26 protein-coding genes and 1 tRNA gene are annotated in these 21,010 nt (G+C 63.3%); 2 read left to right on the forward strand and 25 right to left on the reverse strand.

Features of this window, described 5'->3' with window-relative positions; genetic code table 11:
* Position 1: 1 nt before the first annotated feature.
* From AC1PPL_RS12375 to AC1PPL_RS12465, 19 genes are all read right to left on the reverse strand, one after another.
* Positions 2–466, reverse strand: coding sequence for a crossover junction endodeoxyribonuclease RuvC (locus tag AC1PPL_RS12375; protein WP_479973387.1), 465 nt, complete (start codon positions 464–466; stop codon positions 2–4).
* The gene (locus tag AC1PPL_RS12380) at positions 441–599 is read right to left on the reverse strand and encodes a hypothetical protein (protein WP_479973388.1); all 159 of its coding nucleotides are present in this window, start codon (positions 597–599) and stop codon (positions 441–443) included. Before AC1PPL_RS12380 ends, AC1PPL_RS12375 begins: the two co-directional genes overlap by 26 nt.
* Entirely contained in the window at positions 592–2,883 is a 2,292-nt protein-coding gene (locus AC1PPL_RS12385) for a phage/plasmid primase, P4 family (RefSeq protein WP_479973389.1), read from the reverse strand. Before AC1PPL_RS12385 ends, AC1PPL_RS12380 begins: the two co-directional genes overlap by 8 nt.
* Positions 2,876–3,103 carry a helix-turn-helix domain-containing protein gene (locus tag AC1PPL_RS12390; RefSeq protein ID WP_479973390.1) on the reverse strand — a complete coding sequence of 76 codons (228 nt, stop codon included), beginning with the start codon at positions 3,101–3,103 and terminating at the stop codon, positions 2,876–2,878. Before AC1PPL_RS12390 ends, AC1PPL_RS12385 begins: the two co-directional genes overlap by 8 nt.
* Positions 3,100–3,837, reverse strand: a complete 738-nt coding sequence (locus AC1PPL_RS12395; protein ID WP_062794259.1) for a hypothetical protein — start codon at positions 3,835–3,837, stop codon at positions 3,100–3,102. The genes AC1PPL_RS12390 and AC1PPL_RS12395 overlap by 4 nt, the downstream gene beginning before the upstream one ends.
* Positions 3,834–4,322, reverse strand: coding sequence for a DUF6511 domain-containing protein (locus AC1PPL_RS12400; RefSeq protein WP_123237487.1), 489 nt, complete (start codon positions 4,320–4,322; stop codon positions 3,834–3,836). Before AC1PPL_RS12400 ends, AC1PPL_RS12395 begins: the two co-directional genes overlap by 4 nt.
* Positions 4,323–4,331: 9 nt before the next feature.
* On the reverse strand, positions 4,332–4,961 hold the full coding sequence (locus tag AC1PPL_RS12405; protein ID WP_020200564.1) for a hypothetical protein: 630 nt from the start codon (positions 4,959–4,961) through the stop codon (positions 4,332–4,334).
* A 5-nt stretch (positions 4,962–4,966) separates the two neighbouring features.
* Entirely contained in the window at positions 4,967–5,827 is an 861-nt protein-coding gene (locus tag AC1PPL_RS12410; RefSeq protein WP_479973391.1) for an ATP-binding protein, read from the reverse strand.
* Positions 5,827–6,585, reverse strand: a complete 759-nt coding sequence (locus tag AC1PPL_RS12415; RefSeq protein ID WP_479973392.1) for a BRO-N domain-containing protein — start codon at positions 6,583–6,585, stop codon at positions 5,827–5,829. Before AC1PPL_RS12415 ends, AC1PPL_RS12410 begins: the two co-directional genes overlap by 1 nt.
* Before the next feature lie 2 nt (positions 6,586–6,587).
* Complete coding sequence (locus AC1PPL_RS12420) at positions 6,588–6,869, reverse strand: hypothetical protein (RefSeq protein ID WP_024958073.1); 282 nt, start codon at positions 6,867–6,869, stop codon at positions 6,588–6,590.
* A gap of 5 nt (positions 6,870–6,874) precedes the next feature.
* Positions 6,875–7,351, reverse strand: a complete 477-nt coding sequence (locus tag AC1PPL_RS12425; protein ID WP_024958074.1) for a hypothetical protein — start codon at positions 7,349–7,351, stop codon at positions 6,875–6,877.
* A gap of 11 nt (positions 7,352–7,362) precedes the next feature.
* On the reverse strand, positions 7,363–7,626 hold the full coding sequence (locus tag AC1PPL_RS12430; protein ID WP_479973393.1) for a helix-turn-helix transcriptional regulator: 264 nt from the start codon (positions 7,624–7,626) through the stop codon (positions 7,363–7,365).
* Positions 7,627–7,800: 174 nt separating this feature from the next.
* Positions 7,801–8,265 carry a hypothetical protein gene (locus tag AC1PPL_RS12435; protein WP_024958075.1) on the reverse strand — a complete coding sequence of 155 codons (465 nt, stop codon included), beginning with the start codon at positions 8,263–8,265 and terminating at the stop codon, positions 7,801–7,803.
* On the reverse strand, positions 8,262–9,674 hold the full coding sequence (locus AC1PPL_RS12440) for a recombinase family protein (RefSeq protein WP_479973394.1): 1,413 nt from the start codon (positions 9,672–9,674) through the stop codon (positions 8,262–8,264). The genes AC1PPL_RS12435 and AC1PPL_RS12440 overlap by 4 nt, the downstream gene beginning before the upstream one ends.
* Positions 9,671–10,144: a DUF2924 domain-containing protein gene (locus AC1PPL_RS12445; RefSeq protein WP_024958077.1), complete on the reverse strand. Its 474-nt coding sequence runs from the start codon at positions 10,142–10,144 to the stop codon at positions 9,671–9,673. Before AC1PPL_RS12445 ends, AC1PPL_RS12440 begins: the two co-directional genes overlap by 4 nt.
* Positions 10,141–10,356 (reverse strand): hypothetical protein, encoded by a 216-nt coding sequence (locus AC1PPL_RS12450; protein WP_263125917.1) that lies wholly within the window; start codon positions 10,354–10,356, stop codon positions 10,141–10,143. The genes AC1PPL_RS12445 and AC1PPL_RS12450 overlap by 4 nt, the downstream gene beginning before the upstream one ends.
* Before the next feature lie 89 nt (positions 10,357–10,445).
* Positions 10,446–11,306 (reverse strand): OST-HTH/LOTUS domain-containing protein, encoded by an 861-nt coding sequence (locus AC1PPL_RS12455; protein ID WP_479973395.1) that lies wholly within the window; start codon positions 11,304–11,306, stop codon positions 10,446–10,448.
* Positions 11,307–11,314: 8 nt separating this feature from the next.
* Positions 11,315–12,163 (reverse strand): ImmA/IrrE family metallo-endopeptidase, encoded by an 849-nt coding sequence (locus AC1PPL_RS12460; protein ID WP_032964312.1) that lies wholly within the window; start codon positions 12,161–12,163, stop codon positions 11,315–11,317.
* A 94-nt stretch (positions 12,164–12,257) separates the two neighbouring features.
* Positions 12,258–12,587, reverse strand: a complete 330-nt coding sequence (locus AC1PPL_RS12465; RefSeq protein WP_020200576.1) for a helix-turn-helix domain-containing protein — start codon at positions 12,585–12,587, stop codon at positions 12,258–12,260.
* A gap of 244 nt (positions 12,588–12,831) precedes the next feature.
* Between AC1PPL_RS12465 and AC1PPL_RS12470 the strand changes: the two genes are divergently transcribed.
* Both AC1PPL_RS12470 and AC1PPL_RS12475 read left to right on the forward strand, forming a co-directional pair.
* Positions 12,832–14,067, forward strand: a complete 1,236-nt coding sequence (locus AC1PPL_RS12470; protein WP_024958081.1) for a hypothetical protein — start codon at positions 12,832–12,834, stop codon at positions 14,065–14,067.
* 3 nt (positions 14,068–14,070) lie between these two features.
* The gene (locus AC1PPL_RS12475) at positions 14,071–15,021 is read left to right on the forward strand and encodes a hypothetical protein (protein ID WP_479973396.1); all 951 of its coding nucleotides are present in this window, start codon (positions 14,071–14,073) and stop codon (positions 15,019–15,021) included.
* 263 nt (positions 15,022–15,284) lie between these two features.
* Here the strand turns inward: AC1PPL_RS12475 and AC1PPL_RS12480 are convergent.
* The 6 genes from AC1PPL_RS12480 to AC1PPL_RS12505 all read right to left on the reverse strand — a co-directional run bounded on the left by AC1PPL_RS12480 (position 15,285) and on the right by AC1PPL_RS12505 (position 21,008).
* Positions 15,285–15,360, reverse strand: a tRNA-Phe gene (locus AC1PPL_RS12480).
* 63 nt (positions 15,361–15,423) lie between these two features.
* Positions 15,424–16,122 (reverse strand): response regulator, encoded by a 699-nt coding sequence (locus AC1PPL_RS12485; RefSeq protein ID WP_011806978.1) that lies wholly within the window; start codon positions 16,120–16,122, stop codon positions 15,424–15,426.
* Positions 16,123–16,158: 36 nt separating this feature from the next.
* On the reverse strand, positions 16,159–18,447 hold the full coding sequence (locus tag AC1PPL_RS12490) for a sensor histidine kinase (protein ID WP_479973397.1): 2,289 nt from the start codon (positions 18,445–18,447) through the stop codon (positions 16,159–16,161).
* Positions 18,444–19,115 (reverse strand): DUF4390 domain-containing protein, encoded by a 672-nt coding sequence (locus tag AC1PPL_RS12495; RefSeq protein WP_011806980.1) that lies wholly within the window; start codon positions 19,113–19,115, stop codon positions 18,444–18,446. The genes AC1PPL_RS12490 and AC1PPL_RS12495 overlap by 4 nt, the downstream gene beginning before the upstream one ends.
* Positions 19,066–20,439, reverse strand: coding sequence for a 16S rRNA (cytosine(967)-C(5))-methyltransferase RsmB (gene rsmB / locus AC1PPL_RS12500; protein ID WP_479973398.1), 1,374 nt, complete (start codon positions 20,437–20,439; stop codon positions 19,066–19,068). The genes AC1PPL_RS12495 and rsmB overlap by 50 nt, the downstream gene beginning before the upstream one ends.
* A complete protein-coding gene (locus AC1PPL_RS12505; RefSeq protein WP_041838907.1) occupies positions 20,436–21,008 on the reverse strand; it encodes a LemA family protein in 573 nt (190 codons plus the stop codon). Before AC1PPL_RS12505 ends, rsmB begins: the two co-directional genes overlap by 4 nt.
* Positions 21,009–21,010: the final 2 nt, after the last annotated feature.

Raw genomic sequence — 21,010 nt, forward strand, 5'->3', positions numbered from 1 at the left:
GTCACACCTCCTGCGTCTCGACAGCCCAGTGCAGCAAGGCCAGGGCGTCGGCTTCGTTGTCGTCGGCTGGGGTGTGACCACGCAGGCGGACGGACGCGATCATGTCGTCCTTGCCCGCATTGCCCTTGCCGGTCGCGTGCTTCTTGATCGTGCCGACTGGAACACCCTGGTAAGGGATGTTGTGATGCTCACACCACGCGGTCAGATGTCCCATGAAGCCACCGTAGGCGTGCGCCGCATCAACGCCAGCGTGCCGTCGAACCTCCTCGAAGAACACCGCGTTGATGTGGTTGCTGGCCGAGAGCAATTCGTTGAGCCAGCGCTTGAAACGGAGGAAACGCATGCCGCCCCCTTCAAATCGCTGCGGTTTGAAGTGCTCCGTGCCGCTGGTGATAGTGCCGTCCAGGTGCTGCAAAGCCCACCCGGTGTGTGTGCCCAGATCAAGGGCCAAGATTGTCGTTTTCATCGTCGTGCTCCAGTTCGGGGGCGAGTGACGGATGCGACGGGTTCTTTGGAATACAGCCTTTACGTGCGCGCACGCGTAGCGCGTCAATCAGGAAACCCGTCAAATCCGTCACTCGCCCGGATTGCTCAGTCATCTCGATAGGGGTAGCCATGGCTGTACGGCTTGGGCCTGAGGGCAATGCCCGTGATTCCGCGTGCGCCCCCGGTCAGCCGACACTTCTCGAACTTGCGGGCAGCCATCAGTTCGGAGAAGCGCTTGATCGAGCCCACGTACTCACCTGCGCGCTCAGCCCATTCACGCCAGTCGGCGAACAATTCGGAAACGCCTTCGCGGTGGGTCTTGGCCAGTAGGCAGCGCTCCTCGATCCACTGCCCGAGCGCGTCCTCAGCCTCGAAATACTCCTCGGTCGCCGACACCACACTGGCGGGCGGCTTCAGTCCTTGGCGTTGCCAAAAGCTGCAGCCCTCGACTGCCCATGCCAGAATGCCGTCCCGCTCCTTGAGCAGTTTTTCGGTCAGCCTACCGTCACGTCGTTCGGGCGGGATCGTCACCGTGAACGGGATCAGGTGCAGTCGCCGCTTCATCGCCTCATCCACGTTGCGGATCGATGGCTTGTGGTTGCCTGCGATCACCAACTTGAACTGCGGCACGTACTCGAAGAAGTCCTGGCGCATGAAACGCGCAGACACCTTGTCGCCACCGGTGATGGCCTTGACCTTGGATTCGTTCCAGCGCCGACCCTGTTCGGTTTCGATGGATGACACAAAGCGGGCACCGCGCAGGCCCGCCAAATCGGTCGGATGCCGGTCGGTGCGCGCCTCCATGAACGTGTCCATCGGCGCGTTGGCCGCGTAGTCGCCCAAGATGGTGGTCAGGACGTTGACGAACACCGACTTGCCGTTCGCGCCGGTCCCGTACAGGAAGAACAGCGCGTGCTCGCTGGTCACGCCCGTTAGGCAGTAGCCAACCATCAGTTGCAGGTAGGCAATCAGTTCAGCGTCACCGCCTGTGACGTCGGCCAGGAATGTGCGCCACGTCGGACTGTCGCCCTGCGGTGTGGCCGTGGTCACCTTGGTCATCCGATCATCGCGCCGGTGCGGTCGCATGCGGCCCGTGCGCAGATCAACCACACCGCCTGGTGTGTTGAGTGCCCAGACGTCGGCATCCCATTCCTCGGCGGTGGACGCGTGCTTGGGATCGGAGCGTGCGATTTTCTCGACGGACGAGATCGTGGCGGAGCTGGCCAGCTTGCCTGTGAGCCGAGGGCTGTCCGCCTTGAGTGACGCCATCCGGCAGATACCGCGCGCCAGATGAGACACATAGAGCACCTGATCCGGATTCCAGCGCACGCCGGTCCAGACCAGCCATTTGCCCCAAAGCGCGCAGTAGCGCCAGTCCTCGCCATAGCGGCGTGTGAAGGCCGAGGACAAGCCGTCCTCCGTAGTCCAGTCGACACCGGTCAGCAGATCCGGTGGTGGCGTCTCCTCGACCGACCGCATCACCGGCATCCGCTCGCCGACGGCGAGGAAGCCCCTCACATCGAAGCCGTCCGGAATGGCGTCAGCCGCATCCCATCCTTCCGGCTTGTCATCGGGTGGCACCAGGATGGCGACCGTGGTCGCACCCGCGTTCAGGATTGCTTGCGATGCACGGTCAGCGTAATCCCAGCCTGGCGCGTCCCGGTCAGGCCAGATCAGCACGGATTTGCCCGCCAGCGGCGACCAGTCGGTCTTATCGACGGGAGCGTTTGCGCCATGCATGGCCGTGGTTGCCACCACGCCGATGGCGATCAGGGCCTGCGCACACTTCTCGCCCTCGACCAGCACAACGTGACCAGCGGCAGCCAGCCCCGGCTGGTTGTACAGCGGGCGCGGATCGGGCGGAGTCATCTTGCGCCGCTTGGCATCCCACGGCCGGAACTCCTTCTTGCGCCCGGGTGGGTCGTAGCGGTACACGACCGCAATCAGTTTGCCGGTGGCATCGAAGTAGTCCCACTTGGCCGTGGCCGGGCCGAGATCATCAACCGGAGCTTCCTTCTTGGCGCGGCGTACCGGCACTGATCGCGAACGACCGAGCAGATCAGCTGCCTCGTCGAGCACCCGGGGAAAGTCGGTGTGGACGTTGGCCCCGAGGTAGGCGGCGATCAAGGCAAAGATGTCACCGCCATCGCCCGTGGCACGATCCGTCCAGAGACCAGCCTTGTCGCCTTCGAGTACCACCTCAAGGCTGTCGCCCGGGCTGCCCAGGATGTCCCCGATCAGAAACTTGCCACGACGCTTCTTTCCTGCCGGAAACATCGTGGTCAGGACTGATTCCATGCGTGCGATCAGTTCAGTGCGAATCTCGTCCCGCTCGCTGTCATTGACGTTGCGCCGGCCCGTTTCTCCCGGTGGTGATGTGTCATTGAAATCAAGCATCGGCACCACCCTCGTGTGACGCCTGCTGCGCAGCGATCCAGGCTTCCAGCTCGTTGGGTTTGAAGCGAACCAGTTTGCCGACGCGGTAATGCGGAATGCGACGCTCCTTTCGCTCCTTGGCTTGAGAGAGCCAATACGACGGCAGATTGAACATCAGTGCAGCCTGGCGTACGTCGATCAGCTGCTCGCCCAGTACGTGATTCAAAGTCGAGGTATTCATGCTTGTGTCCTCCAGCAGCGGTCTTGCCACGCGCACATCCGGCATTCAAAGTGGGTCGAGTCATGGAAGGCGCGCGGCAGGAGCTCTCCCGCTTCGGTCGCCGTGATGACCTTGACCGCCCGATCCGACATGCGTTGGGCCAGTGCTGCGTCAAAGGGCACGAGCTCGGTGTAGATCTCCATCGTGTCGGCGTTGAGTGCCGTGAAGATCGCCGGGTGCTCGTGCAGTTCGAGATAGGCTTGGTAGATCGCCACTTGCGCGGCGTAGACGGGCTTGGAGAGAGTCAGGCCCTTCTTGTCCAGATCGCTCCAGGACTTGTTGCCGAGACACTTACATTCCCAGAGCGCGGGATAGGCGAAGCCCTCGGGGCCGCCGACGATGACGCCGTCGATGTGGCCCTGCAGGCGGCCATCGGCCACCGAGAAACCGAACTGCTCGCCGTCGGCCTTGCGGGTGCGCAGGTCAAAGCCCGCGTCCCGGAGCCACGCGACCATGCAGTCCTCCATGACGTGACCGCGTTCGAAGATCCGCAGCATTCGGCCCGGGGTGTCACGCCCGTGGTCGATGGGTGCCTTGGCGTACTCGAACTGCAGCGCTCGCTCGCAGGCCACGCCGAGACGTGAGGCCCCGAGGTACTGGCGCTCGGACTGGCGGGCGCGAGCCTGTTGCAGGCCCGTGTCCACCAGGGTGGTGACCTGACCCGAGATGCTCGATGAGGAGTTGAAGTCGATCATGGCTTCTTCCCCTTCGGCTCTTCCCAGGGCAGGTCGTCCTCCAGATCCGCGAACGGGTTGGCCAGAGGGTCGGGCGCAGGCGTCATGCCGCGTACCGGTGGGTACTTGCTCGCCTCGTGGTGCGCGACCATTGCCTCGGTGTAGCAAGTGACGATGGCGTCGATCACTTGCAGCGCCTCGGCTTCGGAGTAGTCACCCAGCGGCTTGGTGAAGCCAATCTCACCCGCAGCCTCGCCGAAGGCCTTGAGGCACTTCTTCATCGCGGCTAGTTCGACATCAGATGGATCGATCATGGCGACCTCCGTACTGTCGACGCGACCTTCCTTGACCCGCAGCCAGTTGCCGTACAGCGCATGAAACGCGTTTTGGCAGCGTTGTGAGCAGAACACCCAGTCGATGGGATAGCGCCGGGGATGGCCGACACCGTGACGGTTGTCGGTGTGGCCGAATCCCCGGGCCTGTCGTTTGCAGACCCAGCATTTCATCGGCCTCCCTCACTGTGCCCACGACGGCTTGCCGGTCACCGGTGCGCGTTGTGGAGCCGGTGCCTGATACGCAGGCGCAGCCGCCTGCGCCGGAGCGCCGGAATGTCCACTGCCCGGAGCTTTGGGCGGCACGCCCATCAGTTTTGCGTAGTCGGGGTGATCAGGCTCGACCGCGATCTTGACCACGTTCCGGTCTTGGCCCTTGCCATCCTTCTCAATGTCCACGCGCGCCAGAAACTCCAGGCCATCCAGTTCATGAAAACCCTGGATGCGGCGCGCGGCGGCGGCCTGCGGGCTGTTGTCCTGGGGATGGACGTTGCGGGCGCTGTTGAGCGCGGCGCGGATAAAGCTGCGCCCCATCTGACCCCAGGTCGGCCCCTTCTTGGAGTGCAGGCCGATATTGCTCCACATCTTGCGCTTGGCATGGTCGCCCGCCGTGACGACAAACTCGGCGGCGAGGTAGACAGAGCCGGTTTCGAAGGACTCGGTGGCGTAGCCGCCGCCCCAGCCTTGTCCCGGATCGTCATAGCCACCGGGCTTGATGGTCATGCGCACTGGCACGACAGCGCCCTTGGGGATCAGGTCAAAGCCCGACTGTTGGGGATCGGCATCTTGGAAATCAAAATAGTTGGACGACATGGCGATTACTCCTTGGATTCGGTGGTGTTTGCTGCAGTGGGGGTGCCGGTGCTGCCGGGCATGGGCAATGACGACTGGCCTGCGCACTTGGCGATCAGTGCACCGAGATGCGGCGGCTCCAGCAGGTCGAGACGACCGCTGCGGTCTTTGGCCGGGAAGCCGTAGGGATTGACGGTGTGGGTGACGAAGGCGCGGTAAGCACTGCCGTCGTCGGCCTTGATCTCGGCCAGTGTCACGACCTCATCGACAATGCCGGGCAGCTCCAGACTGGTCTTGCTGCCTTCGATCTGTGGCACGAACACCTTGCGGTTGTAGTCATCGAGGCGCTCGTCGAGGATGGCGACGAACACCACGTTCTTGCCACGGGCGTGCTGCAAGTGGGTCAGTGCGCCGATCATTTCCTGGCCGAGCAGGCCATAGGCCGCGCGCAGATCCGGTTTGCCGGAGCGGTCACTGGTGGCACCGGGTTGCGTCTTGCACCATGCGAAGCACTGCCGGGACAACTGCGTGATCGAGTCGAGAAAGAAGGTCTGGTAGCGGTCGAGCTGCGTCGGGCTGCCAAATTTCTCGATGACGTGGTCGTAATGCGCCTGCGAGAACACGCTCTCCGGCGGCAGTGACTTGTCCGGGCCTGCGAGGAACACGAAAAAGTCGCGGCTTTCCGGCCACGAGGCCGGGCGGATGGTGTCGCCCGGCCAGTCGGCCACGGCGAGGTCGCCCGCCTCGATGTCGAGGAACAAGGTGGTGGCAGGGTCGAGGTCTTTGAGCCGGGTGGTCTTGCCGATGCCGGATTTGCCCAGCATCAGCAACTTCACACCCTTGCGCTCGGCCAAGCGCTGCTGCGCGGAAATGATCGGGAGGGACATCACGCCACCTCCTTCAGTTGTTCCGCGACCGCCGGATTCCAGAGGATCTGGTAGCCGCTGTGGCCGTTGCGCGAGTACGGCATGGCTTCGGCCCATGCTTCACCGGCCTCGGTCAGTTCCCATTCGTCCCGGTCGTTGCGGAACTGAAGGCCGCCGGATGCCAGCAACTGGTTCGTGGCCTTGGCTGAGCGACTCAGTAATTTGCCGAGCTGTGTGGCGTTGAGCGAGCAGATCGGCTCGTTGGCGGCAGGCAAAGCGCGTCGCAGCACTTCCGTGGTCAGGCCGGTGTTTTCCTGAATGCAGGTCAACGTGGCAGCCATTGCAATGCCGGTCTTGACGCCCGGTACCTTGGCGACCGCTTCGCCGATCAGCAGGATGGCGGTGACGCGATCTTGGGTCGGCGCGGGCAAGGCAGCCATCGTGGTGGCGGCGGAATACGAGCCTGTCTTGCGGATTGCAGGCAGCACTTCACCGGTGATCCAGCGCTTGAAGCGCTTGGCGGCATCCTTGGTGCTACCGAGGATCAGGGCGTAAAGCCCCGACTCGTTGACGTGGTTTTGGCGTTGACGGCCACCCGCCGTAAGGGTCTCCAATTTCTGGAGATCCTCGGCATCGACGTGGGACTTGATCGCCTGAGACGGATTGCCCATCTCCAGTGCGTCGCAGACATCGGTGGCGTTGAACCACGGCAGCCCGAGTTCATCGACCTGGACGCGCACGGCGTGCGCTTCGAACTGGAAGGGAATGATCGCGCTCATGATCAGCCCTCCCACGACACGTCGGCGATACGGTCGACTCCACGCGCGGCACGTTTGCGTACCTCGGTGTGGAGTTCTTCCAGCGCGGTGCGGCGGCGACCGAGCGCCAGCGATTCCGCGTTGGCTGTCTGGATGGCAAAAGCCAGCTCGTCCACAGTGGCGACATCAAGCGGGACAACGACGTACTGACCGTCCGCGCGGCGATACCGGATTTCGTCAGGGAGGTGTTCGCCGTAGATGGACGGCAGCTGTTGACGCAGCGAGGCGATGAGATTGGTGCTCATGGTCATTACTCCGAATCAATGGAAAGGGTGAAAGACGGCTTGCCGGAATCCACAGTGCGAGCGGCGGCGAACTGCTGTTGCAAAGCAGGCGGCCAGTTCGTGAAGCGGGATTCGGAGACGGACAACTTGATGTCGAGGTAACACTCGACCTTCTCGCCTGAGGCGACGATGCGTTCAGCGATCTCAGCCAGTTGCTTCTGATCCCAGCTGACCTTCTTGGGCAGCTCGAACTTCAGGTGCAGCGGGCCAACGCTGATGTGTGCGGTGCCGAAGTCACGGCCGGACTCGCGCAGCGCGGTGCGTGCCTGCTCGCCGTAGCACTGATCCAGTGCCGCATCGAACTTGGTGCGCGCCTTCTTCAGCCAGTCGATGGCTGCATCGAGGTTCTTGTCGATCTCGTGTTTCTGCGCGGGCGGCAATGCGGCCAGTTGGCTGACCGACATCTCGGCGATGTCGGCAGGGAAGATGGTGATGTCATTCATCGCATCTCTCCTCAAACCGCCGCGCGTTCGGATGTCGAGTCGTGCAGCGCTTCGCGCTCAAACTCGAGGATCGCGTCGACCGGGTAGCCGACACGCTTGGACAGCTTCAGGTAGCGTGGACCGCGACCCTCACTGCGCCAGCGCTGCAAAGTCTTGGGGCTAACGCCCCAGCGTTGCCCGAGCTCGTTTTCGTTGAGCACGCGGCGATCACCGGGTGACATGGTGTTGATCGCCTGCTGTGGCGACCGGGGGATACCGCTGGTTGGTGTCTGCATGGAATGCTCCTGTGACGTTGTTGAGTAACAGGTGTCATTCCAACCTTCGGGTGGCGAACCTTTAAGGGACGCAATGGCGAACCACGACGGAAGTCCAGGTTCGCCAATGGCCCACGGCAGAAAAGCAAACGGCGAGCACATGGCTCGCCGTCATCGGATGTGTCTGGAAGCAGATCAGGCGTCGGAGAAACCGAGCAATCGACGCTGCGCAGCCCAATCGCGCGGCAGTTGCTCTTGGCGGCCACGCAAGGTGTGCAGATTCAGGTGGCGTGGCTGACGTCCTTCGAATACCGCCTCCACGATATCGGGGGCCAACATGGTCATGCGCAAGACCTCGGCAGCCCAGCCCGGTTCCACTTTGAAGGCGTGCGCCAAGTCCGTTGTCGTGGAGTAGGTGCCATCGTCGATCAAGCGCTTCCAGTAGAAGGCCTTGCCCAGCGTTTTGATCATCGGCACATCGAAGCCACCGATTCGGTCCGCGATCTCGGGGGCTGGCGGTATCAGCAGCTTCCGGTTCTGGCGGCGCTTGATCGTCAGGGGCACCAAGGTGACCCGCTGCCCCTCGCTGACATAACTGCGCGCCTCGGCTCCTATCTCGATGCGGACGGCGCGCTGGCGCTGGTGGGTCGTGGCATTCATGCCAAAGCCTCCTCGACACGCTCTTGGGACTCTTCGATCAAGGGATGCGTGCTGATGTCCGCACCGAATCCGATCCAACCGTCCTCTCGCCAAACGATATCCAGGCCGTGCCCGTGTAGTTGCACGCGTTCGATCAATAGCCGTGTGATCCGTTGCTGCTCGGCGGGGAACAGTTGCGACCAAACGTCACCGATGCGCTGCATGGCGACCACCACCTGTGCCTCGTCCAACGTCGACCCCGCCGGATGCTGCTGGCAGGATCTCCACACTGCGATCAGCATTTGCGGCGATGAGAGCGCAGCATGGATTTGCGCCAACACGGCATCTTCGATCTCGGCGGCTGGCAGGTGGCCCACGTCCGGAGTATGTGGAGCCAGGCTGGCACCGGCGTTGCGCCGCTTGTGCAGGTAAGGCACGTAGTAGCGGTACTGCCGACCATTTTTCTTCTTGACGAAGGAGTGCAACATCCGTTGGCCATCCGGTGCAAACAGAAGTCCCGCCAGCAGTGCCGGATGCTTGGCTCGGTGTTCGCGCGGTGCCTGCTTTCGCCTCTCAATGAAGGCGTGTGCCGCGTCCCACAATTCTTGAGAAATGATGGGGTCGTGCTGGCCCGAGTACCACGTCTCGTGATTACAGATTTCACCGAGGTAAATGCGGTTACGCAGCAAGGTAAAGATGTACTGCTGATCGATGCTGCGTCCCAATCGCTCCCGACCGGACTGGGTGACCCATGCCTTGGTGGTATGCCCCTCGATTTCCAATTCGCGGACGAGTCGCGCAGCCGAGCCGTGCTCGGCATAGCGGCGGAAGATGTCACGCACCAGCGCGGCTTCACGTTCATTGATGACGAGCTTGCGTTCGACCACGTCGTATCCAAGAGGCGGGACTCCGCCCATCCACATGCCCTTGGCCTTGCTGGCGGCGATCTTGTCGCGGATGCGTTCGCCGGTGACCTCGCGTTCGAACTGCGCGAATGACAAAAGGATGTTGAGCGTCAATCGCCCCATCGATGTGGTGGTGTTGAACTGCTGCGTGACCGCGACAAAGGAGACGCCGTTGCGGTCGAAAACCTCGACCAGCTTTGCGAAGTCCGGCAGGCTGCGCGTGAGGCGGTCGATTTTGTAGACGACCACGGTATCGATCATCCCCGCCTCGATGTCGATCATCAGGCGGCGCAACCCGGGCCGTTCCATGTTGCCGCCCGAGTAGCCGCCGTCGTCGTATCCGTCGTCGACGGCAATCCAGCCTTCATGTCGTTGGCTTGCAATGAAGGCCAAGCCCGCATCACGCTGTGCCTCGAGGCTGTTGTATTCCTGGTCGAGGCCTTCGTCAGTGGACTTGCGTGTGTAGACGGCGCATCGCTTCTTTGGCGTGACTGCGGGAATCTGGTTTCGACGCACTGAGCTCATGCTGCCCCCTTCTTCGAAGCAGGTGCCTTCAAACCAAAGAACACCGGGCCTGACCAATGGCTGCCTGTGATGCGTTTGGCTACAGCGGACAGGCTCTTGAAGCGTTGCCCCTGGTACTCGAAATCATTCGATCCGCGCACCAGCACACGATGTTCAATGTCGTCGTAGATGCGTGTCAGGACGGTACCGGGCAGTAGGCGTTGGCTATCGCCGCGCAGTTGCTTGGGCAAGATGCCGGTTTCGCCAACATCCTCGAGCTTCTTGCGCAGTGACGGTTTCAAACCGCCAAACGCGCGCTCTTGCATCCGGTAGGCCAGGCGACTTTCCAGCCAGACCCGATGGTGGTGATTCGGCCGTTCATCGAAATGGTCGTCCCAGAGAGCCCAAAGATCATCCATCGAAAGATGGGGAATAGCCGCGACGCGGGCGGCGACTGAGGCGGGCGTTGGTGAGGTTGCGTGTGCTGTCATGGGCGAACTCCGTTGTTGTGATCGGGGTTCGCATTCACGCGCTGTTGGCCGGGGAAGCCAAGGCAAACCTGCTCGCTGTTTTTGGTGATGTCGCGCGATTGGCGGGCACGAAGGCGCAGCAGCGCGGCAGCCAACAGATCAGCGATTTCTTGATGCCCGTGCCGTGGCCGGTCAGGTGATGTGCAAATGGAGATAGGTTCGATTTCTGTCATGGCAAGCGTTCCGATGGAAAACGCTGCTCATGCTAGAAACCAAGGGCACTTCGCGTAACGTGATTTAGCGTGAATGCGCGGGTTTGGCGCTATGTCTCTTTGGGCCTATACCAAGCCGCGCGCTGGCCATTCACTTCCCGATACCGAAGCTCGAAAAGGCGGGATTCGTGCACGACCTGCCGCCAACTGCTGCACCCATACTTGGCCGGCAGTTGATCGGGATACCTTTCTGCAATCCATCGTCCAGCAGTAGCGACCGGCGTCCACTCGTCGACAGCCAACTGATCTGCCGCTTCACGCAATGCGCGAACAATTCCGGCTGCGGGCCAATCCACCGAGCCATCCGGCGCTATGCCGTTGATCACCAGATCGCGGAAGGCATCGGACTGGGCAAACTCCGCCGCCAGACGACGGGCCTGATCCATGTGCTCCGCCCAGCCTCGCAGTTGCTCAAAGTGTTGATCGACGCGACTGTAGGCCGCGACCAAGGACTCTTGCGCACCACGGCATCCGTCCAGACTCCAAAGGTCGTGCTGGTCGATAAAGTGGTGCACCAGGTTGTTTCGCAGCAGAACCAGTTCCTTCAGATCGTTTTGCGTCGTATCGAAATCCTCGGCAGACATCCGCAAGCTCATCTTCATCTTGAACGAGATGATGTTGTCGGGCGCATCTGGTTCGGCGACCTCGTCTTGGTCGCCGCTGGTGACATACGTTCCGAGCAGCGTGCCAACCAACGTACCCAGAGTCTTGTTTGCGGCATCCGCAATGCGCTCCGCCTGGTTCGATTCGATGGGTGATCCTGACGCGGAGATTTCGTGGTGGGCCACGATGGCCTTCATCAACTGTTCGTACTGCTGCAGACGCAAGAGACAACGGCCCAGCATTCGTTGCACCTCGCGTTGCAAGGTCTGCAGTTCTTCATCTATGGGTTGGATCGGCAAGCCTGTCATCGAGGGACTCACCGTACTGGCAATTGCCCGTTCGAGACGAACTGATCGAAGCTGTCAAAGCTCTCGCCGTCTTGCCAAGACCGATCCCATGACCGTGGTTCAGCACTTTCCAGTAGCAAAAGGGTCAGGACGCGATCTCCTGTGGTGTAGCTGTGCTTGAACTCGCGCAACTTCATGTGTGGTGCCTCCTCCGGGCACCAGATCGCGGCAGACATCTCCGTGCCATCCCACTCCTGCTCAACGGTGGAATCAGCAGCCAGGGTGCCGGGTAATGGTTCCTGCGGATCGTCAGTGCGCCGAATGCGGGCGCGCGTCTTGACCGCGCTGCTGCTGCGCCATTCGTACTTCACGAAACCGTTGTCCCAATAGACAAGGATTGCCCGCTGCGTGGTGAATTTGATGAACCGAATGCATAGCGCCTCGAACGACACCTGGAACCGTTTGGCAAGGGCGCTCAGGACATGCAAGTCGATGCGCTGGTTCGAGATCCACTCGCGCAGCAAGTCGCCAGGCATCAGCAGGTTGCTGGCAAAGTCGTCCGCCTCACGTTCGATGACACGGATAGTGTCAGCGCCGGAGTACACGCTTTCCTTGTCGCAGTTGAAACTTTGCCGCTGATCGCGGTGAAGGATGAAGTGGCCCAGTTCGTGAGCGATGGTGAAACGCTGGCGTTCGGGGTTTGCCTTGCCGTTATAGAAAATGCCCCACTCTGCGGTGTCCTGTGGGTTGCGCACCAACATGCCTTCGCAGCTATTGATGTCCAGCACCATCGGGGCCTTGATCTCCCGCACCCCTTTGCCGTAAGGCGTCTCTGGAAGCATTTGCCGGACGACTTCCAGATCCACGGCATCCGGCATGCCGTCGGCGTGCCACGCCCGCAACCATCTCAAGACGGTGCTGGCCGCGATGGACCCGGTTAGGGGCTGGGATGAGCTCAATTGTCAGACCGCCTTAGTTCTTGTCGGGGAACATGATTTTGAGTGCCTGACGGTAACGATCCTTCTCCTCGTCCGTCATTCCAGCGTACTCGCGGAAGAAGGCCACATCTTCTGGACTGGCCTGAGGAACCTGTTCAATGGGCTCGCCCATGATGTCCTCCATCGTCACGCCCAGCACCCTGGCCAAGGCCTGGACCCGTTCAGCGGAGGGACGCTGGCCGTCCTTCATCTCCAGTTCCCATATATACGCCTTGGTACAGCCGACTTCGTCGGCGACCTGTTGCAAGGTCAATTTCTTCGCCTCGCGTAAGCGTCGCAGGCGTGCTCCGAACGCTGAAGCCATAGCGATGCTCCTGTAGGGGAAAACAGTCAGTTAACAAAAACAAGATCGCTAGTATAGCTGCGAGATACAAATAAGGTCTAGATGTGCCGCTTTGATTGACAAGCGGAAATCTGAGGTTCAGAATCGCGCTTGTATCTCGCTGCTTTACTTGTGCGAGGTGCGTGTTCAGTAACCTAGTCGCTGGCCAGTGCAGTCCGTACATCGGTCGCAGACCTTCGACGCCGATCCAGAAAGGACGATCAAGATGAAGAAGACCTTTGTCGACGTGATGCTCGAGCTGCCGGTGGACGCCACGCTGCGCGACTTCCTGACCACCCACAGCCTGCCAGTGCCCGATGGCTTTGCCTGGGATGACACACCGGAGACCAGCCAGTTTCTGGTCGAAGCGGTCAAAGTCTGGCCCGACATTGCTGCCCGCGACCGGATGACGGCCAACCTCATGGCCAGCGTTCAGTTGGGCGATGCGGCTGGTAAGCAGGCGATGTTTGAGGCGGCCGTGGCCGATGGTGCTGCGCTTGCGGGTTTGGCGCTGTGTGCAAGCGACATCCACCGTTCCTTCTGGCTCTACGTCCACCACCCGGCACTGTTCGAGCGTGCCTATGACTTCAGCTTTTGGGAACAGCATGGGCAACAGACACAGCAATACGATCTTGGCCTGAAACGCCAACCGAACGGTTCGGATGCCAATCTGACCGCGTTGCGTCACGCCATCTCGGCCTTCTACAAGCGCGAACTCCAATGCGGAGACGGCAGCGTGGCGCACTTGGTCGAGCGCAGCCCGGGCGTGTTCCTGCTGTCGGTCCATGTCAAGGACATGGCGATGCTGCGTCTGGAGTTCGAGGGAGCGACCCTGAAACGCCGGGTCGGCAACCCCAACATCCACATGGTGCTGGAGTACGCCAAGTCCACCGGTGTGGTGCGCACGCTGGTGCGCGGTGGCGCAAAGTATCAGCAAATGCTGGTCGAGGCCTTTGCGGAGCATGTGCTGGGCGTGAAAGCAAGCGCTCACAAGATCAAGTCGCCGACTCTGGATCTGTCGATGCTGCGCACCGGGTTCGATGTGCCGGATGCGTTCGAGGACGGCTTCTCGATGGTTCAGTTGAAGGCACTCACCCTGCTCAGCCCTGACACGGCGCTGAAGATCGAATGCACGGCGATGCAATCCAGCCAGCAACGCTCGGTGCACGATTTGCTGAAGGAGAAGCTGCCGGGCCCGCTGGAGGGGCAGTGGGCGGTGACGGCGGCGCAGGTAAATCTCTACTACCCACCCGAGCCGGGCAGGACTCGCCCCAAGGTGGTCACCATCGAAGTGACCAGCAAAGGGCGGCTGAACCTGCACAAGTTCGACGCCAAGATGCAGGCGCAGCTGGAAGGCTACTTGGTTGCGGTGGGCATCTTGCAGAAGGGCCAGACCCTCAGCGCCCAGGAGTTGCCGCCGGAGACCGACCCAGTCAGTTCTTCATCCGCTTTCGAGGACTGACCAATGACGACGCACGATGCCTGGGCCCTGGTTTGCCGACTGTTCGCAGGCGGCACGCCGGTGCTGCGGGCCACGCTGTCGCCACGCGAGGTATCTGCTTTGTCTATGCTCGGCAAAACCGTCAGGCCAACAGTGGTGGATCAGTTTTTTGTGCTCTGTCCCCACTGTCAGCAGCATCGGGCGCAGGTCTGGGGCGATGGACGGGGCGGTCGAATCTGCCGGTGCCCGGAGTGTGGCCAGGTTCCTGTCGAGGCAATCGACGGTGCGGCGTTGGCCTTGGACGAAGACTGGCTGCGGCAGAAAATGCGCCTCGCGCTCGACATCGAGAGCCGCGACGACATCGATGACTTGGGCGACGGTGCTTGGCGGCTCGGTAATGCCCGCAGCTCGCCGGTCGTGCTGGCCCGAGAGCTGACGAGAGTGCTGCATGAGCCGTCCTTGCTGGATCGTGTTCGGGTGGCGGGAAGCAACATCCGGGTAATCACCCCCAGGCCGCGCACGACCCGTGGATCGCCCTTCGGCTCCGGTGTGGAATGGCTGGCGCTGGAAGAACGATTCACGTTCTATGGCGGCGGGATCGCCTTCATCCCTTCGATACCGTCTGTAGCGCCAGCAGTGGCCGATCCGGCCGCACCTGTGAACGGGCCATTCTCGGCGGACTTCAAGTGGGCGACGCTGCCGGACGTGCAGGCAACGCCGATCCGGTTCACCGATGGTCAGGCCAAAGTGTTCGAGTCGCTGTGGTCGTTCAAGGGGGTCGAGGTGGACGGCGAAAGGGTCATGCAGCGTGCCGGCCAGAAGAGCGACAAGCCAATTGACCTGTTCAAGATCAAGTCGAAGGACAAGGGCAAGCCGGAGCACGAGGCGAGGCTGGCGGCCTACGGAGCACTCGTCGTCACGCAGCAACGCGCAGGCTTGTACTCCATGCCTTGCGCGGCGGCTGTGTTGGCGTGATGGATTGCTGCTCCAAGCCCACCCGACAACGAATGGCAATGGCACGCGCGCAAATGATGGTCGCAAAAGGCCATGTGCGTGTGCCACGGCGAAGAAGTTAGCGCCGATTTCGAGAGAAGAGAGGGCGGAACGGAGGGCAACCGGAGATGTCCCTGCCAGACCACAGGAGCCTGGTCGCACACGCAGAATGTGCGGGAACCCCGCGTGTCATGCGGGAAGCACAAATGAAAACGCCCAACTGAGAACAGTTGGGCGCTGAATTTTGGTGGCCTGGGACGGAATCGAACCGCCGACACAAGGATTTTCAATCCTCTGCTCTACCAACTGAGCTACCGGGCCTGAGCCTTGAATTATAGCCCGAGAAATCGGGGCATAACGCCAAGCTGCAAAATTTTTGCCAATTCACGCGTTGCGTTTGTTGCGCCCGAGGTCCACGCCCAATTGGCGCAGCTTGCGGTAAAGATGTGTGCGCTCCAATCCTGTTTTTTCGGCGACGCGTGTCATCGAGCCGCCTTCGCGGGCGAGATGGAATTCAAAGTAGGCTTTCTCAAAACCGTCGCGCGCCTCACGCAAGGGTCGGTCGAGATTGAAGCCCTGGTGGGACATGGGCGCCTGCTCCATCACCGCAACAACAGGCGCAGGAGCCGGCGCGCCATTGGCAATGGCGCCGGTTGTTGCGGGTGCAGGTGCGGTGTTGGTCTGGGCCGGCGCGGCAGCGCTTGCTGGTGGCTGCGCCGTACTGCGTGCCAGGCCCTGCTCCACTGCCTTGAGCAGCTTCTGCATGGTGATGGGCTTCTCGAGAAAGGAGAAGGCACCGATGCGCGTGGCTTCCACGGCCGTGTCGATGGTGGCGTGGCCGCTCATCATGATCACTGGCATGGTCAGCGTGCCGGCCATGGCCCATTCCTTGAGCAGCGATACCCCGTCGGTATCGGGCATCCAGATATCCAGCAGCACCAGGTCATAGCTGCCATTCAAGCGCGCGTTGCGGGCCTGCGTGGCGTTCTCGGCAAGGTCGACGCTATGCCCCTCGTCGTTCAGAATTTCTGACAACAGGTCCCGGATCCCCAGTTCGTCGTCGACCACCAGAATATTTGCCATGTGTGTAAATGCACCCTTGCTGCACGTGCGGTGTTGTTAGAGCGCCACCGCCGATTCAGGGGCGAATGATAGCGACACTTGTGCGCCCTTCACCACGCCGTCTTCCACGCGGTTGACCAGATCGATCCGCGCGCGATGTTCATCCGCGATTTTTTTGACGACGGCCAGTCCCAGCCCGGTGCCCCGAGGCTTGGTCGTGACGTAGGGCTCGAAGGCGCGCTGCAGGATGTGTGGAGGAAAGCCCGGCCCGCAGTCCGACACCGTCAGCCGCACACGTTGCGCGGATGCACTCCAGCGTGTGCTGATGCGCACGGGCGGCGGTGGAACGCCCCCCTGCTCGGCCGCCTGCTGTGTCGCGTCCTGGGCGTTCTGCAGCAGGTTGTGCACCACTTGGCGCAATTGCTGGGCATCGCCCGAGATCGCGGGGCAGCGCGGGTCCAACTCGGCCTCGACCGGCACCTGCGCGGTCTCGGCGCCATACAAATGCAGCACATCGGCAACCAGTGCGTTCAGGTCCAGCGTGTGCAGTTCCGCAGACGGCAGGCGCGCGTAGTCGCGGAATTCATTGACCAGCCGTTTCATCGCATCCACCTGGTCCACGATGGTCTTCACCGACTTGGTCAGCACAGCCTGCTCTGCCGCAGGCAGCTTGCCCGAGAGCTTGATCTCCAGACGCTCGGCCGAGAGCTGGATCGGCGTCAGCGGGTTCTTGATCTCGTGCGCCAGACGCCGAGCGACCTCGCCCCACGCCTGGGCGCGCTGCGCGGAGACGATTTCGGAGATGTCGTCGAACACCAGCAGCCGCGCCTCGTTGGGCAGTTGCGCACCGCGCGCCACCAGGCTGGTGCCTTGCGTGGTGACGCCACCGCCCGCCGCGTGCAGCTCAAAGGTCTGCTGCCAGTGGTCCAGACCGTGGTGGTCACGATCCTGCAAAAAGGTATCGAAGTGCCGCTGCACGGCCGCCGCGAAATCCGCCAGCCCCGGCACCTCAGCCAGCGGCCGTCCTTCGTAGGCCGCCAGCGGCGCGCGCAGGACGCGGGTCGCACCGGGGTTGGACGACTGGACGATGCCTTTTTCATCCAGCACGATGACTCCCGACGTGAGGTTGTCCAGGATGGTCTGCAGGTGCCCGCGCGCGGCTTCCAGCGCGTTCAGGCTTTGCTCGACCGTGCCGCGGGCGTCCGCGAGCTGCTGCGTCATCAGGGCAAAAGAGCGCGTCAGCCCGCCCAACTCGTCCTTGGTCTGCAGCGCGGCCTTGGGCGACAGGTTGCCTGCCGCCACCTCGCGCACGCCGTCGGCCAGCACCAGCAGGGGCCGCGCAAGCTGGTTGCCCATCACCACGGCGAGCAGCACCGCGCCAAAGACGGCAAGGAACAGGCTCAGCGTCAGCGTGCCGATGTACATGCGCCGCAGCCCGCCGCGCGCCAGCGCGCGTTCCTGGTATTCGCGGTTTGCTTCCTGCACCGCAATGGCGTTGGCGACCAGCGCCTGGGGTAAGGGCACGGTGGCCTGCACGAAGCGCGGCTCGGCCAGCAGACCCACGCCGGGGTTGGCCACCAGCACCAGCGCGCGCACGCGCGCGTTCTCCGCGGCCAGCGGGTCGGTGATGTCGTCCAGGCCCTCGATCTGGAAGGTGACGCGGTCTTGCCGCGCCATGCGGAACTGCTGCGCGCTTGGCCGCTCGGGGTTGAGCATGTAGCGCGATTGCCCGGTGCCGGCGACGGGCTGGCCCGCGGCGTTCCACAGCACGAGGTCGGTGGCCCCCAACTGGTCCCGCATGCGCTCCAGCACCAGGCCCGCGGCCGCATCGGGCACCTGGGCCAACTGGCTGCTGGCGGTGCGCGTCTTGGAGGCCAGGTCGCTGGCAATGGTGTCGAGCGTGACGCGCGCCAGGCTCACACCGGCGGTCAGCGCGCCCTCGACCTTGACGTCGAACCAGCTCTCGATGGAGCGCGAGACGAACTGGTAGGACACCACGTAGATCAGCAGTCCGGGGATCACGCCCACCAGCCCGAAGATGCCCGCGAGCTTGAGCAGCAGCCGGCTGCCGAAGCGCCCCCGCCTCAGGCGCACCACCAGGCGCAGGGCGCCCCAGACCAACACGGCCAGCAGCACCAGCGCCACCAGTACGTTCACGCCCAGCAGCCAGGCGAAGTTGCGTTCGTACAGGTCACGGTTGTTGGTGGCCAGCGTCAGCAGGAACAGCAGCACCAATGCGATGGCGCACATCAGCCCCGTGCCGAGGCCCAGCGCCCATCGCACGGCGCGTGCGCGTGTCTCTGCGCGGCGGGCCGAACCCGCGGGACGCGGATCGCCCGCTTTCACCGCGCAGCCTCCACCACGCTCAGCGGCACGCTGCGCGCAAGCACCATGTTCCAGCCCGAGCGGCCCACCGCACCGATCTGCAAGGGGCGGGGCAACTGCGAGGTATCCAGCCGGAACTGGAAGTTCATGACGTAGGTCACGCCTTCATCGACCTGCCCCTCGTCGGCGATCTTCCAGCGCGCGATGCGCTGCATCGATGCCAGCGCATCCTGCAGCGTGTCGAAATTCTGGCCCAGCGACACGCCCAGGCCCGACGGTGCAAAGGGCGTGGACGACTGCACCACACGCCAGCGCCGCGTAAGGGGCTGGTAGCTCAACCGCAGAAAACGGCTGGCCTGCGCCACCACTTTGTCGGACCAGTACCAGCGCTGGCGCACCACCTCGGCCTCGGTGATGAAGAACACGGAAATGCCCTTGTAGAGCGCATCCTTGACGAGTTCGGGGAGTTCCAGCTGCAGCGTGGCCGACAGATACAGTCCCTCGGGCAGCGGGTCGAGTTGCAGTTCAACAATCTCGCCGTGCTGTTGGGCGTGGGCGGCGGGAATGGCCGCGATCCACAGCGCCAGCAGACAAACCAGCGCGGCCCACAGCCAGCCCGGCCTGCGCAGACCGGCACGTTCAGGCGGGGGCCTTGTGCAACAGGGCGTAAAAGAAACCGTCGTGTTCACCCGGCCCATTGTCACGGAGCCCGTCGCGCTTGTCTGGGCTGCCGGGGAATAAATGGCCCGGCGACGGCAGCAGGCGTGCGTCAGTGTTGTGCGCAAGAAACGCTGCGATCTGCCCGTCGCCCTCGGCCCGGAACACCGAACAGGTGCAATACAGCAGCCGCCCGCCAGGGCGCAGCAGCGGCCACAGCGCCGCCAGCAGACGCGACTGCTGCGCGGCCAGCTGGGCCACGTCGCTCTCGCGCCGCAGCCAGCGCACGTCGGGATGGCGGCGCACGATGCCCGAGGCGGTACAGGGCGCGTCGAGCAAGATCGCGTCGAACGGCTCACCACCGCTGGCCTGCTGCCACCAGTCGGCGGGCACGGCGGCATCGGCCACCAGCACCTGGGCGCTCAGCCCCAGGCGATGCAGGTTGTCATGGATGCGCTCGGCGCGTGCCGCATCCACCTCCAACGCGGTGACCCGCCAAGGGGCCCGCAGTGCGGCGGCCCATTCCAGCAAATGGGCGGTCTTGCCGCCGGGGGCGGCGCAGGCATCCAGCACGCGCAGCGGCTGCGCGGCGTCCAGCCCGTTGAGCAGCAGCGGCGCCGCCATCTGCGCGGCGGCATCCTGCACCGAGACAACACCCTCTGCAAAGCCAGGCAGTTGCTGCACCGGCACGGGGCGTGCCAGCGCCAGCCCTTCGGAGCCTACCGCCATAGCTTCAATATTGATAGCTTCTAACGCTTGCTGGTAAAGCGCTGGAGTGCTTTTTGACTTAGAAATCCGCAGCACCATGGGCGCGGGCGCATTGTTCGCCTGCAGGATCTGCTGCCACTGATCAGGGTGGTCGCGGCGCAGGCGCTGGATCCACCATGCGGGATGGTTCCACACGGCGACCTCGTCGCCCTGCGTGGCGGCCACCAGCGCGTCGCGCTCACGCAGGAAGCGCCGCAGGCAGGCGTTGACGAAAGACGCCTGCGCCCGCGTCGCCGGGTGGCGCTTGGCGGCCTCGACCGCCTGGTTGACCAGGGTGAACGGCGCGTAGGGAGCGGTCTGCGGGTCCCAGGCCAGTGCCAGGGCGGTGCACAGCAGCGCATCCACCCGCGGCGGCGGGTTGCGGGGTGCCAGCTGGCGGCGCAAGGCCTGCGCGCGCCCCAGGTGGCGCAGCACCTGGAACAGCAGCGCCTGCACGCCGGGGCGCAGCGCGGCAGCCGTGGTCTCCAGCGCCACGGTGCCCGACTGTCCTGCGCGCACCGCCTGCAGCGCCAAGGCGGTGGCGTCCAGCAACTGGCTCAACGCAACCGCGGGAGCCCCCTGCGTCGGGATGGAAGTAGGCTTGTTCACAGCGTCTGCGCCTTCTTGAAGCCGAACAGCCACGCCAGCAGGCTGGCGGGAAACTGGGCGATGGCATGGTTGTACTGAGCCACGGCATCGTTGAACAGGCGGCGCGCCTCGTCGCTGTGCAGCGCCACCTGTTCGCGCCGCACCACCCATGGGGCGAGTGCAGGGGGTGCCACACCTTCGCTCACCTGCGCGGCTTCGCGCACAACGGTCTGCCAGGCGTTCTCCAGCACCTGCGATGCGGCCGCCAGGGCGGCGGCGGCGCCGCTGTCCAGCGGGCGCGCGCGTGCTACTGCCAGCGAGGCGCCGAGTTGCGTGGCCGCGGCCCAAAGGGCGGCATGGGCGTCATGCGCGCCCGCCGCCGGCGCCGGTTCGTCGCCCACGATGGCCTGGACCGCGCCAGGGGCACCGTGCGCAGCCTCGTACTCACCCAGCAGGGCAATCCAGCGCACCATGTGGGTGTCCAGCCCGCCAAAGGCCTGCAGCGCCGCGGATCGCAGGCGGATGAGCCGGTTGTAGGCGCCCACGGCCCAGAACAGGAACAGGGCGAGAAGTATCCAGGTGGTCAACATGT

It is taken from the genome of Diaphorobacter sp. B2A2W2 (assembly GCF_056730635.1).